Here is a 22,924-nt window from a genome sequence, read left to right as displayed (position 1 = left end):
GCGCGGAAGGGGGCCGGTGCGTTGTGCTGGCGCTACCTGATCGATCAGGCGAAGCAGTTCTCGATGGTGCCGCCCGGGATGGCCAGGCAGTTCGTCGGACGGTTCGCGGTGATGGCGGACTTGTCGTCCACGTTTACCTCGCCGAAGAAGCTGAGGACACCGCCCGGCTCGAAGGTGGAGAAGTTGTGGGCGACCTTCGTCTTCGACAGGTTGACCTCGCCGAAGATGTTGAAGATGCCGCCGCCGACCCCGATCGGGCCCACGGCCCGGTTGCCGACGACCTCGCTGTCGCGCAGCGTGGTGACGCTGCCAGCGTTGAAGAGCCCGCCGCCGAAGAAGCCGGCGGTGTTGTCCTTGATGTTGCTCTGCTCGAACGTGACCACGCTGTCGAAGGCGATGGCCACACCGCCACCGACACCGGCGGTGCTGTTCTTCTCGATCGTGACGTGGTGCAGGTTGAGCTGGCTGTCCGCCGCCGCGAGGCCGCCACCGGCGAGGACCGCGGTGTTCGAGGCGAACTTCGTCTCGTACGCCGTGGTGTTGCCCTCGATGTCGAGGTAGCCGCCGCCGAAGCCGAGCGTCTCGTTGTCGGTGATCTCGGCCTTCTTGAGCTCGACGGTCCCACCGTCGACGTCGTCGGTGAAGATCTCCGCGGCGCCGTTGGAGATACCGCCACCACCGATGACGGCGGTGTTGTCGGTGATCTTCGACTCCTCGACCTTGAGCAGGCCGGCGTTGAAGACACCGCCACCGAAGAAGAAGGCGGTGTTACGGGTGACGGTGCTGTGCCAGATCTTCGTGGTGCCGAAGTTGGCCACGCCACCGCCGTTGCCGCCCGACTGGTTCAGGACGACCTCGGACTCCAGGATCTCGGCGGTGCCGCCCGGCTGGACCAGGATGCCGGCGCCGTCGTTCTCCTCCGGCTCCTCGACGAGCGGCGTGACGACGCCCGGCGTGACCTTCTTGGTGACCTTCGGCGCGGCCTTCAGGCCTGCCTTCGGGTTGGCCTGTCGGGTGCTGAGCGCCTGGGCCAACGGGGTGCCCGCCTTCACCTGCGCGGCGAGCGCCTCGGAGTCCGAGTAGGCCGCCCAGACCGCGGCCGGCTCGACGCTGTTCTCCAGTTCGATGGTCTGGCCACCCTTGATGGTCAGGCCCTTGATGGTGAGGTGACCACCGGCGCCGACGTTGAGGATGCGGAAGTAGTCCGCCGTGGCTTCCCGGGAGATCGTGGTGTGCTCACCCTTGAGGGTGATGCTCTCGGTGATCACCGGAAGGCCGTTGCCCTCGTAGTCGTTGCGGGTCAGGTTGTAGGTGCAGCCCTTGGCCAGCTCCAGCACACCGCCGTGCTTGTTGTTGGCGAACACGATGGCCTGAATCAGCTTGTCGGTGTCGCAGGGCACCTCCTTCCCGCGCTCGTGGTCCTTGTCCCGGTCCTTGTCGTTGTCCCGGCCCTTGTCCTTGTCCCACTCGCGCCCCTCGTCACCCCGCTGGTCGCCGTCTTTGCTGACCTGCGCGGTGTTCCAGTTCAGGCCGACCGCTCCGGCGCTGCCCGCGACGCCAACCGCCGCGAGACTGATCACGCCCGTCAAACCGGCCACGCCACTGGCGAGCCAGAGCTTGCGGCGGCGCTTGGCCGTCGCCCGCCCGGAGGCTTCGTTGTTCGTTAGGTAGTTGGACATCGGAGCTCTCTGCCCTCTCCTCGTACCAGACAGGGTCGCCGCCGTCAGACGGGTGTCCCCTGCTACAAATCGGTTGTAGCTCCCAAAACCACCGTATGAGAAGGTTCCTCGCCTCGCGGGCTTATCCGAGAGAACCCCACATTCGGTTCATGTCGCGTCGGGAAGGGTCGGGACACCCCGCCGGACCCACTGCCGCCCAGGACGCCGTAGACCCCTCTTGACCTGCCAAAACGGGTACGCCCCTCCGAGCCGTTGACGGCGCGGAGGGGCGTACCTCTCTATGTGGTTCAGCCCCACCCGATCAGGCGAAGCAGTCCGAAACGTTGAAGCAGTTGGTCGGGCGGTTGGCAGTGACCGCGGACTCGTCGTCAAGCGTCACGGTGCCGCCGATGCTGTTGAAGATGCCCCCCGGCTCGAGGGTGGAGAAGTTGTGCGCCACAGTCGTCCGGTGGAGTCTGACCTCGCTCCCATCGGCGTTGACGATGCCGCCGCCGCGGGCGAACGGACCGACGGCCCGGTTGCCCACCACTTCGCTGTCGCGCAGCGTGGTGACGCCGTCGTCGTTGTAGAGGCCGGCGCCGGACAAGCCCGAGGTGTTGTCCTTGATCCTGCTGCTCTCGATCGTCGCGACGCTGTCGGAGCTCACGAACAGGCCGCCACCCTCGCGAGCGGCGCTGTTCCTGGCCACCGTGGCGTCCTTGAGGGTGAGCTGGCTGTCCGCCACCGCGATGCCACCACCCTCGAGCACCGCGGTGTTGTCACCGACCGTCGTCTGGTGCAGCGTCGTGGTGCCCTCGACATCCAGCACGCCGCCGCCGAAGCCGAGCGTGTCGTTGTCGGTGACCTCACTCTTGTAGACCCAGACCGAACCGCCCACAACGCCCTCGCTGCGAATCGCCGGCGCGCCGTTGGAGATGCCACCGCCACCGATGATTCCGGTGTTGTCCTTGATCTTCGACTCGTCGACCTGGAGTACGCCGGCGTTGAAGATGCCGCCGCCGACGAGGAAGGCGGTGTTGTGCGCGACCGTCGTCTTGCTGAGCCGGGTGCTGCCGAAGTTGGCCAGCCCACCGCCGTTGCTGCCGGACTGGTTGTAGAGCAACTCGCTGTCCAGGATCTCGGCCCGACCACCGGGCTGCACCAGCACCCCGGCACCGTCGGTGAACCCGGGCTCCTCGACCAGCGGCGTCACCGCCGACCCGGCCGGCGCCGGCTTGGCCGCCACGGGCGTGGCCGGTGCCGCCTTGGCGGCCGTGGTTGCCGCCGCCGTGGCCGGTGCGGCCTTGGTTGCTGTTGCCGCCTTGGCCGCGGGTGCCGTGGCGGGTGCTGCCTTGGCGGCCGTTGTTGCGGCGGGCTTCGCTGCTGCCTTGGCGGCTGTTGTTGCGGCGGGCTTGGCTGGTGCCGCCTTGGCCGCTGGTGCGGCGGCCTTGGCGGCGGGTGCTGCCTTGGTCGCCGGTGCCGGTGCGGGCTTCGCTGCCGTGCCGGTGGTGGTGGAGCGGGTCAGAGCCGAGTACGGCGCCCAGACCGTCGCCGGGTCGGCGGTTATCGGGGACTGAAGGGTCTGGCCGCCCCTGATGCTCAGGCCCTTGAGGGTGAGGTGCCCGCCGGGGCCGACGTTGAGGATGCGGAAGTAGTCGGCGGTGGCCTCCCGGCCGATGGTGGTGTGCTCGCCCTTCAGGGTGATGTTCTCGGTGATCACCGGAAGGCCGTTGCCGTCCTGGTTGCGGGTCAGCGTGTAGGTGCAGCCCTTGGCCAGCTCCAACACGCCGCCGTCCTCGTTGTTGGCGAAGGTGATCGCCTGGATCAGCTTGTCGGTGTCGCACGGGACCTGCCTGCCACGGTCCTTCTCGTCGCGCTTGTCGTCCTGGCGCTTGTCGTCGCCGGACCGGTCGTCGAAGCCGCTCCAGTCGTCGCCGCCCCACTCGTGGTCCTGAGCGTCGGTTTCCTTGGCGTCGTTCTCGTCCGCACCGCCAGCGTCGCTGATGTTCTGCCGGTTGGTCGACGGCTGCGCGTCGGACACCTGGTCGGATTTGGGCTTGTCATTCCGGGCGGCCACACCGCCGAGGGCCGCCAGACCGACCACGCCGGTCAACCCGGCAACGCCGGCGACCCACAGCGCCCGCCGTCGTCGTGTTGGCGGAGCCGTCGAGGCCCCGCCGTCGGTACTCGTTACGTCGTTGGACATCAGAGCCTTCCGCCCTCTCCTGCTACCAGACGGGATCGCACCGCCCGAGGCGCCACGACCAGCTACAAATGGCTTGCAGCCTCTGATCCCCACCGTATGAGAACCATCTTCGCGACGCGGACTTATCCGAGATAACCCCGCATTTGGCGCAAGACGGATGAGGACGGGCAGCCGGTCCGGGCCGGTGAAAAGGGTGTGAGCAGCGCAAAGACGGCTCTGACGGGCGTCTGTCACCGCCATCGCGGGACAGGCATCGCCCGCCGCCCGCCGCCCGCCGACCGCCGCCCACGCCGCAGGCGTTGCCCAAGGGCGTGATCCACTCGGGTTTCAGCAAAAGGCGGTGTTCGTGCGGTCTGGATGGGGCGGTTTCCGTGAAGTCGAGTGGATCACGGGTGTGGTCGACCGTCACGGGGTGTGGTCGACCGTCACGGGGTGTGGTCGACCGTCACGGGGTGTGGTCGACCGTCACGGGGTGTGGTCGACCGCTACGGGTGTGGTCGGCCGTCACGGGTGTGGGCTGCCGCTGCCGGGGCGGCGCCAGCACACGGTGCTTGGCCGAGCCGGAGGTCTCGTCAACAACGGCGCACCGGCGCTGACGGGGGCCGGAGGTCTTTCGACAACCGCGCACTGGCGTTGGGCTGGGGCCGGAGGTCTTCGACAACGACGCACCGGCGTCGCCGGGCCGGTGGTCGGCTGGCGGCGGCGCCGGTGCGGTGGTCGGGTGGCGGGGCTGGTGGGGCGGTCAGCCGGGCAGGCGGGGGCCTGCCTCACGCTGCTCGGCCAGCCAGGTCTCCACCTGGTCGGAGGTGCGCGGCAGCCCAGCCGACAGGTTCACCGCGCCGGTCGCGGTGACCAGTACGTCGTCCTCGATCCGGATGCCCACGCCGCGCAGCTCGGCGGGGACCAGCTCGTCCTCCGGCTGGAAGTACAGGCCGGGCTCGACGGTGAGCACGTAGCCCTCGCCCAGCGCGCCGTCGCGGTAGGTCTCCTTGCGGGCGTTGGAGCAGTCGTGCACGTCGATACCGAGCATGTGGCCGAAGCCGTGCAGCGTCCACCGCCGGTAGACGGTCGACTTCTCATCCATCGCCTCGTCCACGCTCACCGGCAGCAGGCCCAGCTCGGATAGGCCCTCGGCGAGCACCCGCATGCAGGTCAGGTGGACGTCCTTGAACTTCACGCCGGGGCGGATGGCGTCGATGCCGGCCTGCTGCGAGGCGTACACGATGTCGTAGACCTGGCGTTGCAGCGCGGTGAACCGGCCGTTGACCGGCAGGACCCGGGTGACGTCGGCGGTGTAGAGGTTGCGGCCCTCGACGCCCATGTCCATCAGCAGCAGGTCACCCGGTCGGGTGGAGCCGTGGTTGTGCACCCAGTGCAGGATCGTGGCGTGCTCGCCGGCGCCGACGATCGAGCTGTACCCGACGTCGTTGCCGTCGTGCCGGGCCCGCAGCGCGAAGACACCCTCCAGGAGCCGCTCGGACACCGCGCGGTCGGCCGGGAGGATCCGGGCCACGTCCTCGAAGCCGCGGACGGTGGCGTCGATCGCATCCTGGAGTTGGCCGATCTCCCACTCGTCCTTGACCAGCTTCATTTCCGAGATGGCGATCGCCAACTCCCGGTCGCGGGCCGGCTGGCCCTCGGCGCGCGGTCCGTCGTAGCCACGGACGGCCGCGTCCACCTGGGTGTCGAAACCGCGCAACACCCGGGTACGCCCCGGCGCCAGGTCGGCGAGGGTCGCCTCCAGGCCGGTCAGGTCGGCGGTGGGCAGGCCCAGCTCGGTCGACTTCTCGCTGAGCGTGTGTCGCCGGCCCACCCACAGCTCGCCGTTGCGGCTGCGGAAGAACTCGTCGGTCTCCCGGGACGATCGGGGCCGCATGTACAGCGTCGCGTCGTGCCCCGAGCCGTTGGGGCGCAGCACCAGCACGCTGTCGGCGTCGTGGTCGCCGGTCAGGTAGGCGAAGTCGCTGCCCGGCCGGAACGGGTAGTCGGTGTCGTTGGCCCGGACCTTCTCGGTGCCGGTGGGGATGACAAGCGTCTCGCCCGGGAAGGCCGCGGAGAGCGCGGCACGCCGCTTGGCGTAGTTGGGCGTCTCCGGGCGGGGCGTCACGGGGAGCGCGGTGTCACGCCAGCCCTGCCGCATGAAGGACAGGAACGCCTCCGGGAAGTCCGGATCGTGCGATTCCGTGCCGTCCGTCGGCGTACCGTCGGTTTGTCCCTCGGTCATTGCGCCGCTCCCTCCGCCTCGTTGCTGATCTCGACGGTACCGCGCGCCCGGTTCCCGTTGGCGACCCCGGGAGTCGGATCGACGGACGGCTGCGACGGGCCGACAGCGCGCGTGGAAAGATGACCACCATGTGCGGACTTCTGGCCTTCTTCAGCGCGAACGGTAACGCCGCCGCGCACCGCGACCACATCGCCGGAGCGTTGGAATGCCTGCACCACCGCGGCCCCGACGAGACCGGGGTCGAGGTGGTCGGCGACGCTTCCGGCCGGTACGCGGACGGCGTGTTCGCCCACAAGCGGCTGGCCATCATCGACGTCGCGTCGAGTCACGAGCCGCTGCCCTACGCGAACGGCCGTTACCTGCTCACCTTCAACGGTGAGATCTACAACTACATCGAGCTGCGCGAGGAGTTGATCAGGAACTTCGGCGCGCAGTTCGCCACCGCCGGTGACGGCGAGGTGATCGTGGCGGGCTACCACTTCTGGGGCGAGCAGGTGCTCACCCGGCTGCGGGGCATGTTCGCCTTCGTCATCTGGGACCGGCAGGAGCGGCGCGCGTTCGGTGCCCGCGACTACTTCGGCATCAAGCCGATGCACTACCTGGAGACCGCCGACGGGCTCTACCTGGCGTCGGAGAAGAAGGCGCTGCTGCCGTTCGCGCACAGCAGCTACCAGGGTGACGCGGGCGTCGACGGAGCCAGCCTCAGCCACTACCTGACCCTGCAGTACGTCCCCGAGCCCGGCACCCTGCACAAGGGCATCAGCCGGATCGGCTCGGGGGAGTACCTGAACTGGACCCCGGGTGGGCGCATCGACGTACGGCGGTGGTACCGGCCGGTGTTCCGGCCGGCGCCTGTCGACGACGAGCAGAAGCTCTACCACGAGATCCGGGAGACGCTGCGGGAGAGCGTGCGCATGCACATGCGCTCCGACGTGCCGGTCGGCTCGTTCCTGTCCAGTGGCATCGACTCGACAGCGGTGGTGGCGCTGGCCCGGGAGTTCAACCCGAACATCCTCACCTTCACCGTCGGCTACGACGTCCCGGGTTACTCCGAGATCGACGTCGCCCAGGAGTCGGCGCGGCACCTGGACGTCACGACGATCCCCACCAAGATCGGTCCGCAGGACATGATCGACGCGCTGCCGAAGATCGTCTGGCACCTGGACGACCCGGTGGCCGACCCGGCGCTGGTGCCGCTCTACTTCGTGGCCAAGAAGGCCGCCGAGCACGTCACAGTGGTGCTCTCCGGCGAGGGCGCGGACGAGTTCTTCGGCGGCTACACGATCTACCGGGAGCCGCTGTCGCTGGGCACCGTCAACGGCCTGCCCGGCGGGGTGCAGAAGGGCCTGCGCGCGGTCTCCAAGGCGATCCCGCAGGGGGTCAAGGGCAAGAGCTTCCTGGAGCGGGGCACCACCCCGATCGAGGAGCGTTACTACGGCAACGCGCGGATGTTCACCGAGGAGGAGAAGCAGCACCTGATGCGCCGCTACGACCCCTCGGTGCGCTACACCGACGTCACCGCCCCGATCTACGCCGAGTGCACCGAGCTGGACGACGTCACCAAGATGCAGTACGTCGACCTCTACACCTGGCTGCGCGGCGACATCCTGGTCAAGGCCGACCGGATCTCGATGTCGCACTCGCTGGAGGTGCGGGTGCCGTTCCTCGACCGCGAGGTGTTCGACGTCGCGGCGAAGATCCCGGTGGACCTGAAGCTGCCGCCGCGCTCCGACGCCACCAAGTACGCGATGCGTCAGGCGTTGCAGGGTGTCGTGCCGCCGGCGATCGTCAACCGCAAGAAGCTGGGCTTCCCGACCCCCACCCGGGTCTGGCTGCGCGGCGAGATGTACGAGTGGGCCCGGCACGTGTTGAGCACCTCGGGCGCGGGCGACCTGCTCGACCTGTCGTACGCGCTGCGGCTGCTCGACGAGCACAAGCGGGAGGAGGCCGACCACTCCCGCAAGGTGTGGACGGTGTTGATCTTCTGCATCTGGCACGCGATCTTCGTGGCCAAGACCCTCGACCCGGGCATCCAGCGCAACCAGTCCGCCCTGCTCACGAAGCCGGTGGTCGGTTCGATGGTCCGCTGACACCCTGTTGACCAAGAGGTTTGCGTCATCCGGAGCAGTTCCGGTGACGCAAACCTCTTGATCATTCCAGGGGGTGGTGACGGCTACTTGCGGGCGCAGGTGACCGTCGGGAGTCCGTTCGTTCCTGTGCTGCTGGCCAGGAAGCCGAACGTGGTGGTGCCCTCCGGCGCGACGGTGCCGTTGTAGTTGACGTTCGTCGCCGTCACCGACGAGCCGGACGACGTCTGGGTGGCGCCCCAGATCTGACTTATCGCCTGCCCGTTGGGCCAGGTCCAGCTCGCGGTCCAGCCGTTGAACGGCGTACTGCCGTGGTTCATGATCGTGACCTCGCCCTGGAAGCCACCCTGCCAGGGAGTGCCCACCACCTTGTAGACCGCCATGCAGTCACCGCCCGGCGCTGGCGTGGTCGGGTTCGGTGGCGGGGTGGTCGGGTTCGGTGGCGGGGTGGTCGGGTCCGGCGGCGGCGTGGTCGGGTTGGGCGGCGGCGTGGTCGGGTCCGGCGGCGGGGTCGTCGGGTCGGGCGACGGCGAACCGGTACCCGGACCCACCCCGGTCACCTGACCGTTGCCGCCGTCGAAGGTCACGTCGGAGCAACCGAAGAAGTTCTCCTGCGAGTCCGAACGCACCCAGCGGGAGTAGATGATGTGCCGGCCACTCTTACCCGACGGCAGGTTGCCGCTGAAGTAGTAGTGCCCGTCGTTGGTGCCGACCGCGCCGCGCTGCGGCGGGTTGGTCACCGTCAGGAACGGCTGCTCCAGGTCGCTCCAGGCCAGCGCCCGGGTCGGGCTCCAGCTGTCCTTGGTCACGTAGAAGTAGAACGTGCCCGGGTGGTGCGCCCAGTTGCTGTACTTGAAGTCCAGCCGCGACCCGGCGGTCAGGTGGGTCAGCGGCCAGTCGGTGCGGGGCAGGTCGTAGCCGCGGAAACCGGTGGCGCCGCCGCTGCACAGCTGCCCGTCCGGGATGAAACCGGTGGTCCGGCCGCCAGCGTCGGAGCGCAGCACACTGAACCAGTTGTAGAGCGAGTTCGCCCCGCTCTGCGCCACCGCGGCGGAGCACGCGGGGTTGTTCGGCCGGATCTCACCGGTCTGGCTGCGGCCGTCCTGCCAGCACAGGTAGGTACGGCTGCCCGGGGTCATCGCCGCGCCGTGCGCGGCGGCGGGCTGGGGACTGGACGCCAGGGCGACAGCGCCCAGCGCGAGGGTCATGGCCGCGGTGAGCAACGCGGCCGTACGGGAACGGTTCACGGGTTCTCCTGACTCGCGAGGCGCGCCGCCCGAGCCGCCCCGCCGCGAACGGACGGGACGTGGCCTGCTCGCCCCGCTGAAATGAGCGGTGCGACGATCACGGCGACGTGCCCCGGCGGAAGCCCAGCCGGTGGACGCGTGCCATCAACGGTCCTGTCAGGGACCGGCGCCCTCGCGTGTGTCGAACCCGGCAACCGGTGGCGCGGCAGCCCTCGCACCGCCCGGTAGACGTCATCCCATCACGCCACGCCGTGCCAGCGCAATAGCTGTTCCTCGATGGATGAGTTGACCCGCCGGCCGCCGCCGAACGCCATATCCTGCGGACGGGGACGACGGAGGCGGAGAGGCGGCGGCCGGTGCCGGACGTATTCGACGAGGTGCTGCGCCGGTGCCGTTGCGGTGAGCCGGTCGCGCTGGCCACCGTCGTGGCCACCTGGCACTCCGCACCGCAACCGCCCGGCGCGGCGATGGCGGTGGCGACCGACGGCACGGTCACCGGCAGCGTCTCCGGCGGCTGCGTCGAGGCGGACCTCTACGAACGGTCCCGCCGGGTCCTGGACACCGGCGCCGCCGAGCTGATCCGGTACGGCATCAGCGACGACGACGCGTACTCCGTGGGTCTGACCTGCGGTGGCATCCTCGACGTGTTTGTGGAGCGCGTCGAGGCCAGCGCCCTGCCGGGGCTGGCAGCGGTCGCCGCCGCCCGCCGGGACGGCCAACCGGCGGCGGTGGTCACCTGCGTGGCCGCCGACGCCGGCGATCCACCGGGCGCGGTGCCGACCGATCCAGCTCGGCGGTTGGGCCGGCGACTGGTGCTGACCGGCCAACTGCCGATCGGGTCGCTGGGTGACGACCGGCTCGACGACGCCGCCCGCGTCGACGCCCTCGGGCTGCTCGCGGCCGGGCACAGCGGGGTGCTCCGGTACGGCTACCACGGGCAGCGCCGCGGCAGCGGGATCAGCCTCTTCGTGACCGCGTACGCCACCCCGCCTCGGATGATCGTCTTCGGGGCGATCGACTTCGCCGCCGCGGTGGCCCGGATCGGCGCGTTCCTCGGCTACCGGGTCACCGTCTGCGACGCCCGAGGAGTCTTCACCACCGCCCGGCGTTTCCCCGAGGCCGACGAGGTGGTGGTGCAGTGGCCGCACCGCTACCTGCGAGACGAGCTGGACGCGGGCCGGACCGACGGGCGGACCGTGGTGTGTGTCCTCACCCACGATCCGAAGTTCGACGTGCCGGTGCTGGAACTGGCGTTGCGCCACCGGTTGGCGTACGTCGGCGCGATGGGTTCGCGGCGCACCCACGACGAGCGGCACAAACTGCTGCGCGAGGCGGGGCTCGGCGCGGAGCAGCTCGCCCGGCTCGCCTCGCCGATCGGGTTGGACCTCGGTGGTCGTACCCCGGAGGAGACCGCGGTGAGTGTGGCCGCGCAGATCGTCGCGGCCCGCTGGGGTGGCAGCGGTCGCCCCCTCGCGGCGCTCGACGGGCCGGTCCACCGGCCCAGGTAGCCCCGTGCACCGCTTCGGTGCCCGCCGGGCGGCGCGCTGTGCCAGCCTGGGGGCACGGCGATCGGCTCGGCGTGCGGCGGCCGGTGGTTGGTGACGACGAGAGGATCTCCCATGGGCTACGCGGTGGTACTCGGCGAGGCACTCGTCGACCTGCTCGACACCGAGCGCGACGGGGAGCGGGTCTACCGGCAGGCGGTCGGCGGCGGGCCGCTCAACGTCGCCGTCGGGGTGGCCCGCCTCGGCGGCGCGGCACAGTTCGTCGGGTCCCTCGGCGACGACGTGCTGGGCGGCCGGATCCGCGCCTTCCTCAGCGCCGCCGACGTCGGGGTGGCCGGTGCGGTGACGGTGCCGGCGCCGACCACGCTCGCGGTGGTCACGTACGCCGGGCCGGAACCCGACTTCCGTTTCTACGGCGAACCGGCGTCCTACGGCCTGCTCGGGCCCGACGACCTGGACCTCGCGCTGGTGGAGGGCGCCGACGTGGTCTGCTGCGGCTCGATCGCGCTGCTCCAGCCCGGCCCGCTGGCCGCCGCCCGGCGCGCCTGGTCGCTCGCCACGGGTCTGCGGGTCTTCGACCCGAACGTGCGCCCCCGGGTGCTGGCCGGGCCGGAGGCGCTGGACGGGCTCCGCCAGGTGGTGGCCGAATTCGCCCCCGGCGCGCACCTGGTCAAGCTGAGCTCCGCCGACGCCGGGCTGCTCTATCCCGGTGAACCGGTCGAGGGGGTGGCCGCGTATCTGCGCGAGTTGGGGGCCGCCACGGTGGTGGTGACGCTCGGCGCGGCCGGCGCGGTGCTGGCCGCCGCCGACGCCGACCCGGTCCGGGTGCCGGCACCGAAGGTCGACGCGGTCGACGCCACCGGCGCCGGCGACTCGGTGCTGGCCGCGCTGATCGCCGACCTGCTCAACGACGGCGAACCGGACTCCCCGGCAGGTTGGGTCGAGCGGGTCGCGTTCGCGCTGCGGGTGGCGGGCCTGGTCTGCGAGCGCCCCGGCGGTGCCACCGCCATGCCCACCCGCGCCGACGTCGAACGCCGCTTCGCGGGTTAGCCCCCGCCCCCACCCCGCCCCCGCCCCGCCCCCCACCCCCCGCGCGCGCGCCCCACCCCACCCCCCGCGCGCGCCCCACCCCACCCCCCGCGCGCGCCCCACCCCACCCCGCGCGCGCGCCCCACCCCACCCCGCGCGCGTCGATCTTGCACTTTCTGTCGCCGTTCGGTCCCGCTGTGCCCCTTATGTCGGGACACAAACTGCAAGATCGACGCGGGTGGGGGGTGGGGGGTGGGGGGTGGGGGGTGGGGGTGGGGGTTAGATTTCGCCGTCCAGCTCCTGGTAGCCGCGGCGGGCGGCGACCAGGGCGGCGCGGGCGCCGAAGGGAGCCTCCGCGGCCACCCTCTCGGGCGGCGCGCTGCCGGTGTGCGCGGCCCGGATCAGCCAGGCCAACCTCACCAGGTCGGCATGTTGGGCGCGGACGAACTCGACGTTTACCGGGTCGCCGTGACCCGGCACCACAACCGTGCGCGCGGTGGTCAGCCGCAGCAGGTCCGCGACCGCGTCCGGCCACCGCAGGGGGTACGCGTCCTCGAAGGCGGGCGGGCCGCTCTGCTCCACCAGGTCCCCGGCGACCAGCACGTCGGCGTCCGGCACGTGCACCACCAGATCCGCGTCGGTGTGTCCCCGCCCCGGGTGGCGCAGCAGCACCCGCCGGCCACCCAGATCGAGCGACGTCTCGGTGTGCACGGTGTGCGTGGGGGCGAGCAGCGGGGTGTCGGCCAGCTCGGCGGCGAGCGCCGGGTGTTCCTCGCGCAGCTCCGCGTACGCCTCCCGGCGCAGCCCCTCCGGGTCCGTGCGCAGCGCCGTGGCGGCCAGCTCGTGCGCGTACACCGGGCGGGGTGGGTCGCCGGCCAGGACGGCGTTGCCGAAGCAGTGGTCGTAGTGGTGGTGGGTGTTGACAAGCGTCAACGGGCGGTCGGTGACCGTCCGGACGGCTGCGGCCAGGTCGGTGGCCTGCGCGGCCGACGAGAGCGTGTCCACCAGCAGCGCCTCGTCGTCCCCGACGACGAGTGTGACGTTGACCCGCAGCAGTGGTTCGCGAAGCACGTGCACCCGGTCGGCGACCTCGACGAACCCGGTGGTCACGACGGACGCCCGGCGCGTTCGACGAAGCGTTGCCGATCCACCAGGATCCGGTCCACCCGACCCCGGGCCACCGTCTGGTCACCGTCGCTGACCGTGACCTCGAACGACAGCCGGCGACCGTCGACGGTCGCCAGCAGCGCCTGCGCCCGGACCGTCCGGCCGACCACGGTCGGCGCCAGGTGCTCCAACTCGACCCGGGTGCCCACGGTCGTCGACCCGGGCGGCATCCCGGTCGCCGTCGCCGCGACGGTGGCCGCCTCGGCCAGCGCCAGCACCCGGGGAGTGCCCAGCACCGGTACGTCCCCGGAACCGACCGCCTGGGCGGTGTCCGCGTCGGTGACGGTCAACTCGACCTGGGCGGTCAGACCCGGCGCGAAGGCCGGCTCGGGCTGCTCCTGCATGGTCGTCAGCCTAGGTGTTCGGCGGACACGGTGAGCACGCGCCCGGCGATCCGGGCGCACCCGCCCGCGACGAGCACCGGGGTGGTCCCCCGTCGGTCGATGCCGTACCCGTCGTTAACCTTGACGACGATGGCCGTCGTGACTGACCCCCAGCCCCCCGCCCGGACCGAGCCGCCCGCGTCCCCGGACGGGGGTCGTCGGCGCGTCGTCGCGATGACCGTCTGGGCGGTCGCCTTCGTCGCCGCGTGGCTGGCCATCGGCCTGCCCACCGACCCGGCGTACGCCTTCGTCTGGATCTGGCTCGCGACCATCGCCTGGAACAGCGACCGACCCTGGCGCAGCCACCTGCGCTTCGCCCGGGACTGGGTGCCGGTGGTGCTGCTGTTCGTGATCTACAACCTCTCGCGCGGGTTCGCCGACAACGGGGCCACGCCGCACGCGATGGAGTTGATCGTCGCCGACCGGTTCATGTTCGGCTGGGCCACCGGCGGGGAGGTGCCCACCGTCTGGTTGCAGCAGCACCTCTACCACCCGCAGGTGCACTGGTGGGACGTTGCCGCGAGCTGGGTGTACTTCTCCCACTTCGTGGTGGCGCTGACCGCCGCCGCGGTGCTCTGGATGCGCGACCGGCACCGCTGGGCGGCGTACATGCGGCGCTGGGGTTTCCTCTGCGCAGCCGGCCTGGTGACCTACTTCATCTACCCGGCCGCCCCGCCCTGGTGGGCGGCGCAGAACGGCCTGCTCACCGAGGTCGCCCGGATCTCGACCCGGGGCTGGAAGGCGTTCGGCATGCACGGCGCCGGCAACGTGCTCAACGCCGGCCAGATCGCCTCCAACCCGGTCGCCGCGATGCCGTCGCTGCACACCGCGTGGGCGTTGTTCGTGGTGCTGTTCTTCCTGACCGCCACCCGCCGTCGCTGGTGGCCGCTACTGCTCGCGTACCCGCTGGCGATGACCTTCACCCTGGTCTACTCGGGTGAGCACTACGTGATCGACGTGCTGGTCGGCTGGGCGTACGTGGGTCTGACGTTCCTGGTGGTCGGTCTGGCGGAGCGTGGTTGGGCAGCGTGGCGCGTCGGTCACCCGCGCGCCAGGTCGGCCACGGAACCCCTACCGAATCCCGCCGACCCCCCGCCCGGTGAGCCCCCCACCCCCCGACAACCAGACACCACCACAACCCACCCCGCAATCCCCGCCGACCGCTGACCCCCACCCCGGCCCCCGGCTCCTCCGGCCCCCGGGGGCAGCGCGGACGGGCAGCGCGGCGCGGGCGGGCGGGCACCGCGGGCAGCGCAGCGCGGGCGGGCACCGCGGGCAGCGCAGCGCGGGCGGGCACCGCGGGCAGCGCAGCGCGGGCGGGCACCGCGGGCAGCGCAGCGCGGGCGGGCAGCGCGCGGCAGGGCAGCGGCGGGTCAGGGTTGGGTGCGGGCTTGGTGGGCTCTTTCGGTCAGGTCCGCTGCCAGGGACCAGGCCTCTGCCAGGTCGCGGTCCTGGGCGGTGGCGCCGGAGCCGCCCGCGGTGTCCGCGTGCACGGTGGCCAACCCGAGGCGGCGCTGGATGGGCCCCTGGACCACTCGCACGCTCTGGATCCGGGCGTACGGCACGATCACCAGCTGCCGGGTGAGCCGCCCGGACCGGGTGGCGAAGACCTGCTCGAACAGCCCCGCGCCGAACGCGGCACGGCCCAGTGGGTGCAGCCAACGGGTCCGGCGCGGAGGTGGGCTCAGCGGGAGCGCGTCGAGGCGTACCCCGGGAAGCACCTCGGCGACGATCATCGTCGCCGTCGGCAGGTCGCCGACCGGCAGCAGCCGGTCGGGCCGGCTGCGGTCGTCGGCCTCCGCGACGGAGTAACCGGCCACCTCCAGCCGCAGCCGCAGCCAGCCCTTCATCCGCCAGAGCAGCGGCCAGGTGGCCCGCACGGTCTGCACCCGCTCCAACGGCACGGTCTGCGCCCGCGTCTCCAGCAGGCCGTTGTGCACCCGCAGCGTGGCGCCGTCGCGGGCCAGCCGGAAGTTCCAGTCGTCGAGGACCCGGCGGATCGGCTGCAGCAGCACACCCGCCATCGCGGTCAGGGTGCTCGCCACCGCCACGAACGACCACGACCCGGCGGTGAGGAACTGCACCACGACGAAGGCCACACCGAACGGGAGCAGGAACGCCTGCGGGGTGAGCAGTTGGCTGATCAGCAGGTTCTGGTTGCGTACCGCGTGCAGTGGCCGACCCGGCGCGGCCGCCGGTGGCGCCGACGCACCCGGGGCCACCGGGGCGGTCGCGACGCCGGACGCGGGTAGCTGCGCCACCCGCCCGGCCAGCGCCAGCAGACGCTCGCGCAGCAGGGCGGCGTCGGCCACCCCGAGGTACGCCAGTGGCGCCTCGGTCTTGCCTCCGCCGACCACTTCCAGACGCAGCTCGGCCAGACCGGTGAGCTGGGCGAGCAGCGGCCGGACCACCTCCACGGCCTGCAACCGTTCCAACGGGATGGCCCGGGTACGCCGCCAGAGCAGCCCCTCGTACACCCGAAGTTCCCGGGCGACGACGTGGTAGCCGGTGTTGTACCAGCTGATCACCGACAGCACTGTCGCGCCGAGCGCCAGCACCGCCACCATCGCGGCGAACCAGCCGAAGCCGACCCGGGACAGCGTCGACCAGGACAGCCCGGCGATCACCACGACGAGGGACTTGGCGCCGTGCAGCACAGGGCTGAGCGGGTGCAGTCGCTGCCGGGGTTCGCCCTCGCCGCCGCCGGGTGGTGCCGGCCACGGTTCGCGCGCGCCGAACGGGTCAGCGGGAGCCGCGTCGGTGCCTGGCACGCCAGTGGCTGCCGGGCCAGTGGGCAGCACCGGCCCGGGTGGCGTCGGGCCAGTGGGTGGCAGGGTGCTCGGCCCGTCGCTCATCGCAGCGGCCCTCGGTGGGGACGGTGGTTGCCCGCGCGGGTGCTCACAGCCCCTCCGCCCGGTCCTCGCCGAGCGCGGTGAGCCGGTCGCGCAGCCGGGACGCCTCCGCCGGCCGCAGCCCGGGAACCCGCGCGTCGCTCGCCGCCGCCGCGGTGTGCAACTGCACGGTGGCCAGGTCGAAGGCGCGCTCCAACGGCCCGGCGCTCACATCGACGAACTGCATCCGCGAGTACGGCACGATGGAGAGCCGGCGGACCAGCAACCCGTGCCGGACCAGCAGGTCGTTCTCCCGCTCGGCGTACCCCCAGGCCCGCACCGCCCGGCCGATCGCGATGGCCCGCCACACGCCGAGCACCACCACGACGGCGACGGCGAGCCCGAACAGCCACTGGCCGCTGAGCGCCCAGCCGACGGCCGTCACCGCCAGCCCGATGGCGACGACGATCGCCAGCCGGATCAGCTCCACCCAGATCAGGTCGGTGGAGATCGGTTGCCAGTCGACCGTGTCCGGCCAGGGCTCCAGCGGCCCCCGGCCCGCCGGTGCGGCCGTCGAGGCGTCGGGTCCGGAAGGCGGTGGGGCGCCGGGTGTGCTCACGTGTCGAGCGTAGGCGATTCGGGCACCGCGGTGACGGCACGCAGGAAGCCGCGAGCGTCCAGGAAGTCACCGAGGCTGGTCCGATGGTCGGCGCAGGCCAGCCAGGTCTTGCGACGATCGGCGTCGTGCAGCCGGGGATTGTTCCACTCCAGGACCCAGACGGCGGCGGCCCGACAGCCGCGGGCCGAACAGACGAGGGCGTCGTCGGCGGTGGAGGGGATGCTCATCCGGGCCAGTCTAGGGGTGGCCGCACGGGAAGTTTGATCGCCGGGCGACCACGGGGGGAGCCGCCCGGCGACGGGGTGAATCGTACACGCGGCAGGCCGGTCCAGGTACACCCTCGACGGGCGATTCTGCTGCCGCGGACGGCGCGGCGAAAATCGGCTTCTCCCCACCTCGACACTCAGCAAGGCATGCGAGTCTTGATACCGCACGAGCCGCGACGACCGACAAACGCTGTGGAGGACCGGTGGCCCAGCCGACCATGCCCGACGCCCCGACGCCGAACGGAGCGGCACCCGCGCCGGTGACCACCCCCGCGCAGGACGCCACTCTCTTGGAGAAGGCGCTGTTCGAGATCAAACGTGTGATCGTCGGGCAGGACCGGATGGTGGAGCGGATGTTCGTCGCGCTGCTCGCTCGCGGTCACTGTCTGCTCGAAGGGGTGCCCGGGGTCGCCAAGACCCTGGCGGTGGAGACCCTCGCCAAGGTCGTCGGTGGGTCGTTCGCCCGGGTGCAGTTCACCCCGGACCTGGTGCCCGCCGACATCATGGGCACCCGCATCTACCGGCAGTCCAGCGAGAAGTTCGACGTCGAGCTGGGGCCGGTCTTCGTCAACTTCCTGCTCGCCGACGAGATCAACCGGGCTCCGGCGAAGGTGCAGTCCGCGCTGCTGGAGGTGATGAGCGAGCGGCAGGTGTCCATCGGCGGCGAGAGCCACCGGGTGCCCGACCCGTTCCTGGTGATGGCCACCCAGAACCCGATCGAGCAGGAGGGTGTCTACCCGCTGCCGGAGGCGCAACGCGACAGATTCCTCATGAAGATCGTGGTGGGTTACCCGACCGACGCGGAGGAACGCGAGATCGTCTACCGGATGGGTGTGTCCGCGCCCGAGCCGAGCGCGGTCTTCGACACACCTGAGCTGGTTGCCCTGCAACGTAAGGCGGACCAGGTCTTCGTGCACAACGCCCTGGTCGACTACGCGGTCCGGTTGGTGCTGGCGACGCGTACCCCCGCCGAGCACGGCATGCCCGACGTCGCGCAACTGATCCAGTACGGGGCCAGCCCACGCGCCTCGCTGGGCCTGGTCCGGGCGACGCGTGCGCTGGCGCTGCTGCGCGGGCGCGACTACGCCCTGCCGCAGGACGTGCAGGACATCGCGCCGGACATCCTGCGGCACCGGTTGGTGCTCAGCTACGACGCGCTCGCCGACGACGTGCCCGCCGACCACATCGTGCACCGGGTGATGTCGACGATTCCCCTGCCGGCGGTCGCGCCCCGGCAGCAGGCCACCGGACCGACGACCGCGCCGCCGCCGGGCGCTGGCTGGCCCGGGCAGCGGCCGTGACCTCACCCACCCCTCGTCCCGCCCCCGACCGCAGCGAGGCCGTGCTGTCCCGGCTGCAACTGCTCGTCACCCGCAAACTCGACGGTCTGCTCCAGGGCGACTACGCCGGTCTGCTGCCCGGGCCGGGCAGCGAGGCGGGCGAATCCCGGGAGTACCGCCCGGGCGACGACGTGCGCCGGATGGACTGGCCGGTCACCGCACGGACCACCACACCGCACGTGCGGCGTACGGTCGCCGACCGGGAACTGGAGACCTGGTTGGCGGTGGACCTGTCCGCCAGCCTGGACTTCGGCACCGGGAAGTGGCTCAAACGCGAGGTGGTGGTGGCCGCCGCGGCAGCCGTCACCCACCTGACCGTGCGCGGCGGCAACCGGATCGGCGCGGTGATCGGCACCGGTGGCGGTGTGTCCGCACCGGCCCGCCGCTGGCGTGGCGGAGCCGCACCGCCGGCCGGCCCTGGCGTGCTCACCCGGCTGCCGGCCCGCTCCGGCCGCAAGGAGGCGCAGGGCCTGCTGCGTACCCTCGCCGGCACCGCCATCCAGCCCGGCCGTGGTGACCTGGGCGCCCTGATCGAGATGCTCAACCGTCCGCCCCGGCGGCGCGGGGTGGCGGTGGTGATCTCGGACTTCCTCGCGCCGGCCGAGCAGTGGGCGCGGCCGATGCGCAAGCTGCGGGTCCGCCACGACGTGCTCGCGATCGAGGTGATCGACCCGCGCGAGCTGGAGTTGCCCGACGTGGGGGTGTTGCCGGTGGTCGACCCGGAGAGCGGCGAGCTGCATGAGGTGCAGACCGCCGATCCACGGCTGCGGCAGCGCTACGCCGACGCCGCGACCGCCCAACGGGCCACCATCGCCGCCGCCCTGCGTGGCGCCGGCGCGGCCCACCTGCGTCTGCGTACGGACCGAGACTGGCTGCTGGACATGGTGCGATTCGTGGCCGCGCAGCGGCACGCGCGTACCCGGGGGACGACACGATGATCCGTTTCATGCAACCGTGGTGGCTGTTGGCGGTGCTGCCGGTGCTCGCCCTCGCGGCGTTCTACGTGTGGCGGCAGCTGCACCGTCGGGCGTTCGCGATGCGCTTCACCAATGTGGACCTGCTGCGTACGGTGGCCCCGAAGGGCCTCGGTTGGCGTCGGCACGTTCCGGCGACGGCGTTCCTGCTCTGCCTGCTGGTGCTGGCCACCGCGCTGGCCCGGCCGGCGGTGGACACCCGGGAGCCGCTGGAGCGGGCCACCGTGATGCTCGCCATCGACGTGTCGCTGTCGATGCAGGCCGACGACGTGGCGCCGAACCGGTTGGAGGCGGCGCAGGAGGCGGCCAAGCAGTTCGTCGGTGAGCTGCCGGAGAGCTACAACCTGGGTCTCGTGTCGTTCGCCAAGGCGGCGAACGTGCTGGTGCCGCCGGGCAAGGACCGGGACGCGGTGACGAGCGCCATCGACGGTCTGGTGCTGGCCGAGGCGACCGCCACGGGTGAGGCGGTGTTCACCTGTCTGGAGGCGATCCGGTCGGTGCCGGCCGACGGCGCGGCGGGCATCCCGCCGGCACGGATCGTGCTGCTCTCCGACGGGTTCCGCACCTCCGGGCGGGCGGTGGAGGAGGCGGCGGCGGCCGCCCAGGCGGCGAACGTCCCGGTCTCCACCATCGCGTTCGGCACCGACACCGGGCAGGTCGACATCGGCGGGCAGTTGCAGCGGGTGCCGGTGGACCGGTTGGCCCTGGCCGAGCTTGCCGAGACCACCGAGGGCTACTTCTACGAGGCGGCCTCGGTGAGCGAGCTGAAGCAGGTCTATCAGGACATGGGCAGCTCGATCGGCTTCCGGACCGAGCCGCGGGAGGTGACCCAGTGGTACGCCGGGTTGGCGCTGCTGTTGGCGCTCTGCGCCGGTGCGCTCAGCCTGGTGTGGTCGTCACGGATGCTCTGAGCGGTGCACCGGCGGCGATCACCGACCGCCGCCGGTCGATCAGCACCACCTCAGTGGCCGCCGCCGGCGAGCACGAAGACGATGGCCACCCAGACGGCGGCGAGGGTGAAGCCCAGCGGGGCGACATAACGGCTCATGGACGGCTCCGGGTGGCGGCTGCTGGACGGTCCGCGTGCGGGGGCGGACCGCAGGGGGTGGGGAGGCGCACACGAAGTCGTGACCGGGCGGCTCCCGGCGACCGTCGGCGAACCGGACGGCGCGGCACGCTCCTCGGCGTGTGCCGAGGAGCGGGGGAGCGGAGCGGGGTCAGCTCACCAGACTGAGTCGTGGCTCAGCGGGGCTGACCATCGGCCCGGCCACGACTGGGAGGATCGCTATCTCGCACAGCGATCACCTCCTGCAAGTCGGGCGGGCCGGAACGTCGATGATCGTACACCTGCGCAGCCGACGAGACGCACTCGGCCGACCGGCCGGCGACCCCTCCACCGCCCGGTCGGCGCCCCGGCCGCGACTGGCCCGTCCGCACGATCGTGACCAGCACCGCGGCGAGCAACGGCAGCCAGCACAAGCGCGCCAGCACCCAGCCCGGGCCGTCCGGCACGGTGTGCAACCCGGGCAGCGCCAGCCCGCCGCGGGCGGTGAGCGCGGTCACCCCCACCAGTATCGGCTGGTGGCACAGATAGATCCGGAACGCGCAACGGTTCACCTCGGTCACCGCTCGGCCCGGCACCGGCCGGGCCAGCAGCCGTTCCAGCGCCGGCCGGGCGAGCAGCCCCAGCCCGACCTGGGTCACCGCCAGCGCCACGGCCAGCAGCGACGGCGGGTTCAGGTTGGACACCCCGGCCCCGGGCACGCCGACCGCGCTCACCGGGTAGCCCAGGGCCAGCAATGCCGCGAGCGCGGCCACGCCGCCGGCCGCGAGCGTGCCCGCCGCCCGTCGGCCGGCCAGCCGCCCGTCGGCGTGCGCCACGCCGAGCAGGTACGGCACGGACCAGGCCGCCACCACGCTGACCGGGGGCAGGTGGCTGCCGGCCGGCAGCAGACGCACCGCCACGTCCGCCGCGGCGACCACGATGACCGCCGGTACGACACAATGGCCCAACCCCCACCGGCGGACGGCGGCGCGCAGCGGTCCGGTCATCGCGATGAGGAACACCAGCGGCACCAGGAACCACAGCGGACTGATCGCGAGCCGCAGCGCGACGGCGAGCGTGTCGTCCGGGGTGCCGGCCACGGTGGCGGCGAGCAACACGGCGGCACCCACCCCGAGCAGCGCCACCGTCGGCAGCAGCAGCCGGCGCAGCCGACCGGCCAACCAGCCACCCGCACCGCCCCGGTGACCGGCCAACGAGCGGGCCGAGCCGAAGCCGGCGGTGAAGAAGAACAGCCCGAGCGTCTGCAACACCCAGGTCACCGGGGCCAGAGCGGGCAACGCGGTGAGCGGGCTGGCCTGGTGCAGCCCTCCGTCGCCGGTCAGCACCAACCCGGTGACCAGCCAGTGTCCCAGCACCACCCCGCCGATGGCGTACGCCCGCAACGCGTCGACGGTACGGTCCCGGTTCACCGCGGGTCCCCGACCCGGTCGGCGTCGACAGCGCCCAGCACGACGGCCGCCACCGCGACGAGCGTGGCGCTGCCCGGGGCCAGGTAGCCGTCGTGCCCGGTCACCCCGCCCGCCGGCAGGGTGCGGGCGCCGAACGACGGGTCGCCGGGGCGGCGGCCGAAGCCGAGACCGGGCAGCCGTACCGGCGGAACCCGACGGATCCAGTCGGTGCTCGCCTCCGCGGCCCAGAACCGCCGCCCGCCGGGCAGGTCGTCGGCGCGCTGCACCCCGGCGCCGACGCCGCCGAGGCTCACCACGTCGGTGACCTGGGCCGGGGCGTCCGCAGCCGCCAGGGCCACCACCAGCGACCCGTAGCTGTGCCCGACCAGGGTGATCGTCGCCGCCGGACGACGCGCCGCCAGTTCCCGCAGCAGTCCGGCCAGCCCGGCAGCGCCGCGCCGGGCGCTGAGGCCACCGGCGGCCGTCAACACCCCGTCGGGCGGGTCGTAGCCGAGCCAGGCCAGCACCACGACCCGCGCCGCCGGCTCGCTCGCCCGCAGCTCCCGGTAGAGCTGCCGGGCCTGCGTCGCCGGCGCCCGCCGGGCCACCCCGCCCAAACCCCTGTCGAAGTCGGCCAGGGTGCTGCCCACCCCAGGCACCAGCACCGCGATCCGGTCCGCGTCGGCCAGGTCGCCGAGCACCTCGACCGCGCGGCCGTCGCCGCGCCTGTCGAACGAGAGGAAACGACGCCCGTGGGCCGCCCAGTCCGCGTACGGCGGACCCGCCGCGCGCATCGCCGCCGCCGTGACCGGGTACGCCTCCACGAACCCGCTCGCCGCGACCGGCTCGGGTCGGGTCGGCAGGACCAGGTTCACGCCGAGCAGCGCGGCCAGCGCCACTCGGCTGGCACCTCGTCGTCGCATCTCGTTCTCCC

General features: G+C 72.2%; 18 protein-coding genes. 7 read left to right on the top strand and 11 right to left on the bottom strand.

Annotated elements, in window-relative coordinates:
• Positions 1 to 44 precede the first annotated feature (44 nt).
• The 3 genes from ACFYPM_RS27230 to ACFYPM_RS27220 form a co-directional block, all read right to left on the bottom strand.
• Complete coding sequence (locus ACFYPM_RS27230) at positions 45 to 1,679, bottom strand: hypothetical protein (RefSeq protein ID WP_387202582.1); 1,635 nt, start codon at positions 1,677 to 1,679, stop codon at positions 45 to 47.
• Positions 1,680 to 1,980: 301 nt separating this feature from the next.
• Positions 1,981 to 3,864, bottom strand: a complete 1,884-nt coding sequence (locus ACFYPM_RS27225; protein ID WP_387202579.1) for a hypothetical protein — start codon at positions 3,862 to 3,864, stop codon at positions 1,981 to 1,983.
• Between the two features lie 742 nt (positions 3,865 to 4,606).
• Positions 4,607 to 6,088, bottom strand: a complete 1,482-nt coding sequence (locus ACFYPM_RS27220) for an aminopeptidase P family protein (RefSeq protein WP_387202576.1) — start codon at positions 6,086 to 6,088, stop codon at positions 4,607 to 4,609.
• A 128-nt stretch (positions 6,089 to 6,216) separates the two neighbouring features.
• Here ACFYPM_RS27220 and asnB point away from each other — a divergent pair, with 128 nt between their 5' ends.
• The gene (asnB, locus tag ACFYPM_RS27215; RefSeq protein ID WP_387202573.1) at positions 6,217 to 8,178 is read left to right on the top strand and encodes an asparagine synthase (glutamine-hydrolyzing); all 1,962 of its coding nucleotides are present in this window, start codon (positions 6,217 to 6,219) and stop codon (positions 8,176 to 8,178) included.
• Positions 8,179 to 8,261: 83 nt separating this feature from the next.
• On the opposite strand, the gene ACFYPM_RS27210 is transcribed toward asnB, so the two are convergent.
• The gene (locus ACFYPM_RS27210) at positions 8,262 to 9,383 is read right to left on the bottom strand and encodes a lytic polysaccharide monooxygenase (RefSeq protein WP_387202620.1); all 1,122 of its coding nucleotides are present in this window, start codon (positions 9,381 to 9,383) and stop codon (positions 8,262 to 8,264) included.
• A 395-nt stretch (positions 9,384 to 9,778) separates the two neighbouring features.
• Between ACFYPM_RS27210 and ACFYPM_RS27205 the strand changes: the two genes are divergently transcribed.
• Both ACFYPM_RS27205 and ACFYPM_RS27200 read left to right on the top strand, forming a co-directional pair.
• Positions 9,779 to 10,930 carry an XdhC family protein gene (locus ACFYPM_RS27205; RefSeq protein ID WP_387202570.1) on the top strand — a complete coding sequence of 384 codons (1,152 nt, stop codon included), beginning with the start codon at positions 9,779 to 9,781 and terminating at the stop codon, positions 10,928 to 10,930.
• A 111-nt stretch (positions 10,931 to 11,041) separates the two neighbouring features.
• A complete protein-coding gene (locus ACFYPM_RS27200; protein ID WP_387202567.1) occupies positions 11,042 to 11,977 on the top strand; it encodes a PfkB family carbohydrate kinase in 936 nt (311 codons plus the stop codon).
• 258 nt (positions 11,978 to 12,235) lie between these two features.
• On the opposite strand, the gene ACFYPM_RS27195 is transcribed toward ACFYPM_RS27200, so the two are convergent.
• Positions 12,236 to 13,066 (bottom strand): MBL fold metallo-hydrolase, encoded by an 831-nt coding sequence (locus tag ACFYPM_RS27195; protein WP_387202564.1) that lies wholly within the window; start codon positions 13,064 to 13,066, stop codon positions 12,236 to 12,238.
• Positions 13,063 to 13,467: a thioesterase family protein gene (locus tag ACFYPM_RS27190; protein WP_387202561.1), complete on the bottom strand. Its 405-nt coding sequence runs from the start codon at positions 13,465 to 13,467 to the stop codon at positions 13,063 to 13,065. The genes ACFYPM_RS27195 and ACFYPM_RS27190 overlap by 4 nt, the downstream gene beginning before the upstream one ends.
• Positions 13,468 to 13,596: 129 nt before the next feature.
• Here ACFYPM_RS27190 and ACFYPM_RS27185 point away from each other — a divergent pair, with 129 nt between their 5' ends.
• The gene (locus ACFYPM_RS27185) at positions 13,597 to 14,673 is read left to right on the top strand and encodes a phosphatase PAP2 family protein (RefSeq protein WP_387202558.1); all 1,077 of its coding nucleotides are present in this window, start codon (positions 13,597 to 13,599) and stop codon (positions 14,671 to 14,673) included.
• Between the two features lie 206 nt (positions 14,674 to 14,879).
• On the opposite strand, the gene ACFYPM_RS27180 is transcribed toward ACFYPM_RS27185, so the two are convergent.
• From ACFYPM_RS27180 to ACFYPM_RS27170, 3 genes are read right to left on the bottom strand one after another with little or no spacing between them, the layout of a single operon-like run.
• The gene (locus ACFYPM_RS27180) at positions 14,880 to 16,361 is read right to left on the bottom strand and encodes a PH domain-containing protein (RefSeq protein ID WP_387202555.1); all 1,482 of its coding nucleotides are present in this window, start codon (positions 16,359 to 16,361) and stop codon (positions 14,880 to 14,882) included.
• 43 nt (positions 16,362 to 16,404) lie between these two features.
• Entirely contained in the window at positions 16,405 to 16,956 is a 552-nt protein-coding gene (locus ACFYPM_RS27175; protein ID WP_387202552.1) for a PH domain-containing protein, read from the bottom strand.
• Positions 16,953 to 17,183: a hypothetical protein gene (locus ACFYPM_RS27170; protein ID WP_387202550.1), complete on the bottom strand. Its 231-nt coding sequence runs from the start codon at positions 17,181 to 17,183 to the stop codon at positions 16,953 to 16,955. Before ACFYPM_RS27170 ends, ACFYPM_RS27175 begins: the two co-directional genes overlap by 4 nt.
• Positions 17,184 to 17,425: 242 nt before the next feature.
• Between ACFYPM_RS27170 and ACFYPM_RS27165 the strand changes: the two genes are divergently transcribed.
• From ACFYPM_RS27165 to ACFYPM_RS27155, 3 genes are read left to right on the top strand one after another with little or no spacing between them, the layout of a single operon-like run.
• A complete protein-coding gene (locus ACFYPM_RS27165) occupies positions 17,426 to 18,523 on the top strand; it encodes an AAA family ATPase (protein WP_387202547.1) in 1,098 nt (365 codons plus the stop codon).
• On the top strand, positions 18,502 to 19,500 hold the full coding sequence (locus ACFYPM_RS27160) for a DUF58 domain-containing protein (protein WP_357248806.1): 999 nt from the start codon (positions 18,502 to 18,504) through the stop codon (positions 19,498 to 19,500). Before ACFYPM_RS27165 ends, ACFYPM_RS27160 begins: the two co-directional genes overlap by 22 nt.
• Positions 19,497 to 20,447, top strand: coding sequence for a VWA domain-containing protein (locus ACFYPM_RS27155; protein WP_357248675.1), 951 nt, complete (start codon positions 19,497 to 19,499; stop codon positions 20,445 to 20,447). Before ACFYPM_RS27160 ends, ACFYPM_RS27155 begins: the two co-directional genes overlap by 4 nt.
• A 331-nt stretch (positions 20,448 to 20,778) precedes the next feature.
• Here the strand turns inward: ACFYPM_RS27155 and ACFYPM_RS27150 are convergent, their stop codons facing one another.
• Complete coding sequence (locus ACFYPM_RS27150; RefSeq protein WP_387202543.1) at positions 20,779 to 22,011, bottom strand: acyltransferase; 1,233 nt, start codon at positions 22,009 to 22,011, stop codon at positions 20,779 to 20,781.
• Positions 22,008 to 22,913, bottom strand: a complete 906-nt coding sequence (locus ACFYPM_RS27145) for an alpha/beta hydrolase (protein ID WP_387202540.1) — start codon at positions 22,911 to 22,913, stop codon at positions 22,008 to 22,010. Before ACFYPM_RS27145 ends, ACFYPM_RS27150 begins: the two co-directional genes overlap by 4 nt.
• Between the last annotated feature and the right edge of the window lie 11 nt (positions 22,914 to 22,924).

Origin of the sequence: Micromonospora sp. NPDC005203 (assembly GCF_042872705.1) — a bacterium.
Classification (GTDB): Bacteria; Actinomycetota; Actinomycetes; order Mycobacteriales; family Micromonosporaceae; genus Micromonospora.
Note: the sequence above shows the minus strand (reverse complement) of the source record. Positions and strands in the feature narration are given on the sequence as shown.

Coding starts and splice junctions, on each gene's coding strand:
- ACFYPM_RS27220 (WP_387202576.1), bottom strand. CDS start 6,088: ATGACCGAGGGACAAACCGACGGTACGCCGACGGACGGCACGGAATCG.
- ACFYPM_RS27145 (WP_387202540.1), bottom strand. CDS start 22,913: ATGCGACGACGAGGTGCCAGCCGAGTGGCGCTGGCCGCGCTGCTCGGC.
- ACFYPM_RS27225 (WP_387202579.1), bottom strand. CDS start 3,864: ATGTCCAACGACGTAACGAGTACCGACGGCGGGGCCTCGACGGCTCCG.
- ACFYPM_RS27200 (WP_387202567.1), top strand. CDS start 11,042: ATGGGCTACGCGGTGGTACTCGGCGAGGCACTCGTCGACCTGCTCGAC.
- ACFYPM_RS27185 (WP_387202558.1), top strand. CDS start 13,597: ATGGCCGTCGTGACTGACCCCCAGCCCCCCGCCCGGACCGAGCCGCCC.
- asnB (WP_387202573.1), top strand. CDS start 6,217: ATGTGCGGACTTCTGGCCTTCTTCAGCGCGAACGGTAACGCCGCCGCG.
- ACFYPM_RS27155 (WP_357248675.1), top strand. CDS start 19,497: ATGATCCGTTTCATGCAACCGTGGTGGCTGTTGGCGGTGCTGCCGGTG.
- ACFYPM_RS27210 (WP_387202620.1), bottom strand. CDS start 9,383: ATGACCCTCGCGCTGGGCGCTGTCGCCCTGGCGTCCAGTCCCCAGCCC.
- ACFYPM_RS27170 (WP_387202550.1), bottom strand. CDS start 17,183: ATGAGCATCCCCTCCACCGCCGACGACGCCCTCGTCTGTTCGGCCCGC.
- ACFYPM_RS27230 (WP_387202582.1), bottom strand. CDS start 1,679: ATGTCCAACTACCTAACGAACAACGAAGCCTCCGGGCGGGCGACGGCC.
- ACFYPM_RS27180 (WP_387202555.1), bottom strand. CDS start 16,361: ATGAGCGACGGGCCGAGCACCCTGCCACCCACTGGCCCGACGCCACCC.
- ACFYPM_RS27190 (WP_387202561.1), bottom strand. CDS start 13,467: ATGCAGGAGCAGCCCGAGCCGGCCTTCGCGCCGGGTCTGACCGCCCAG.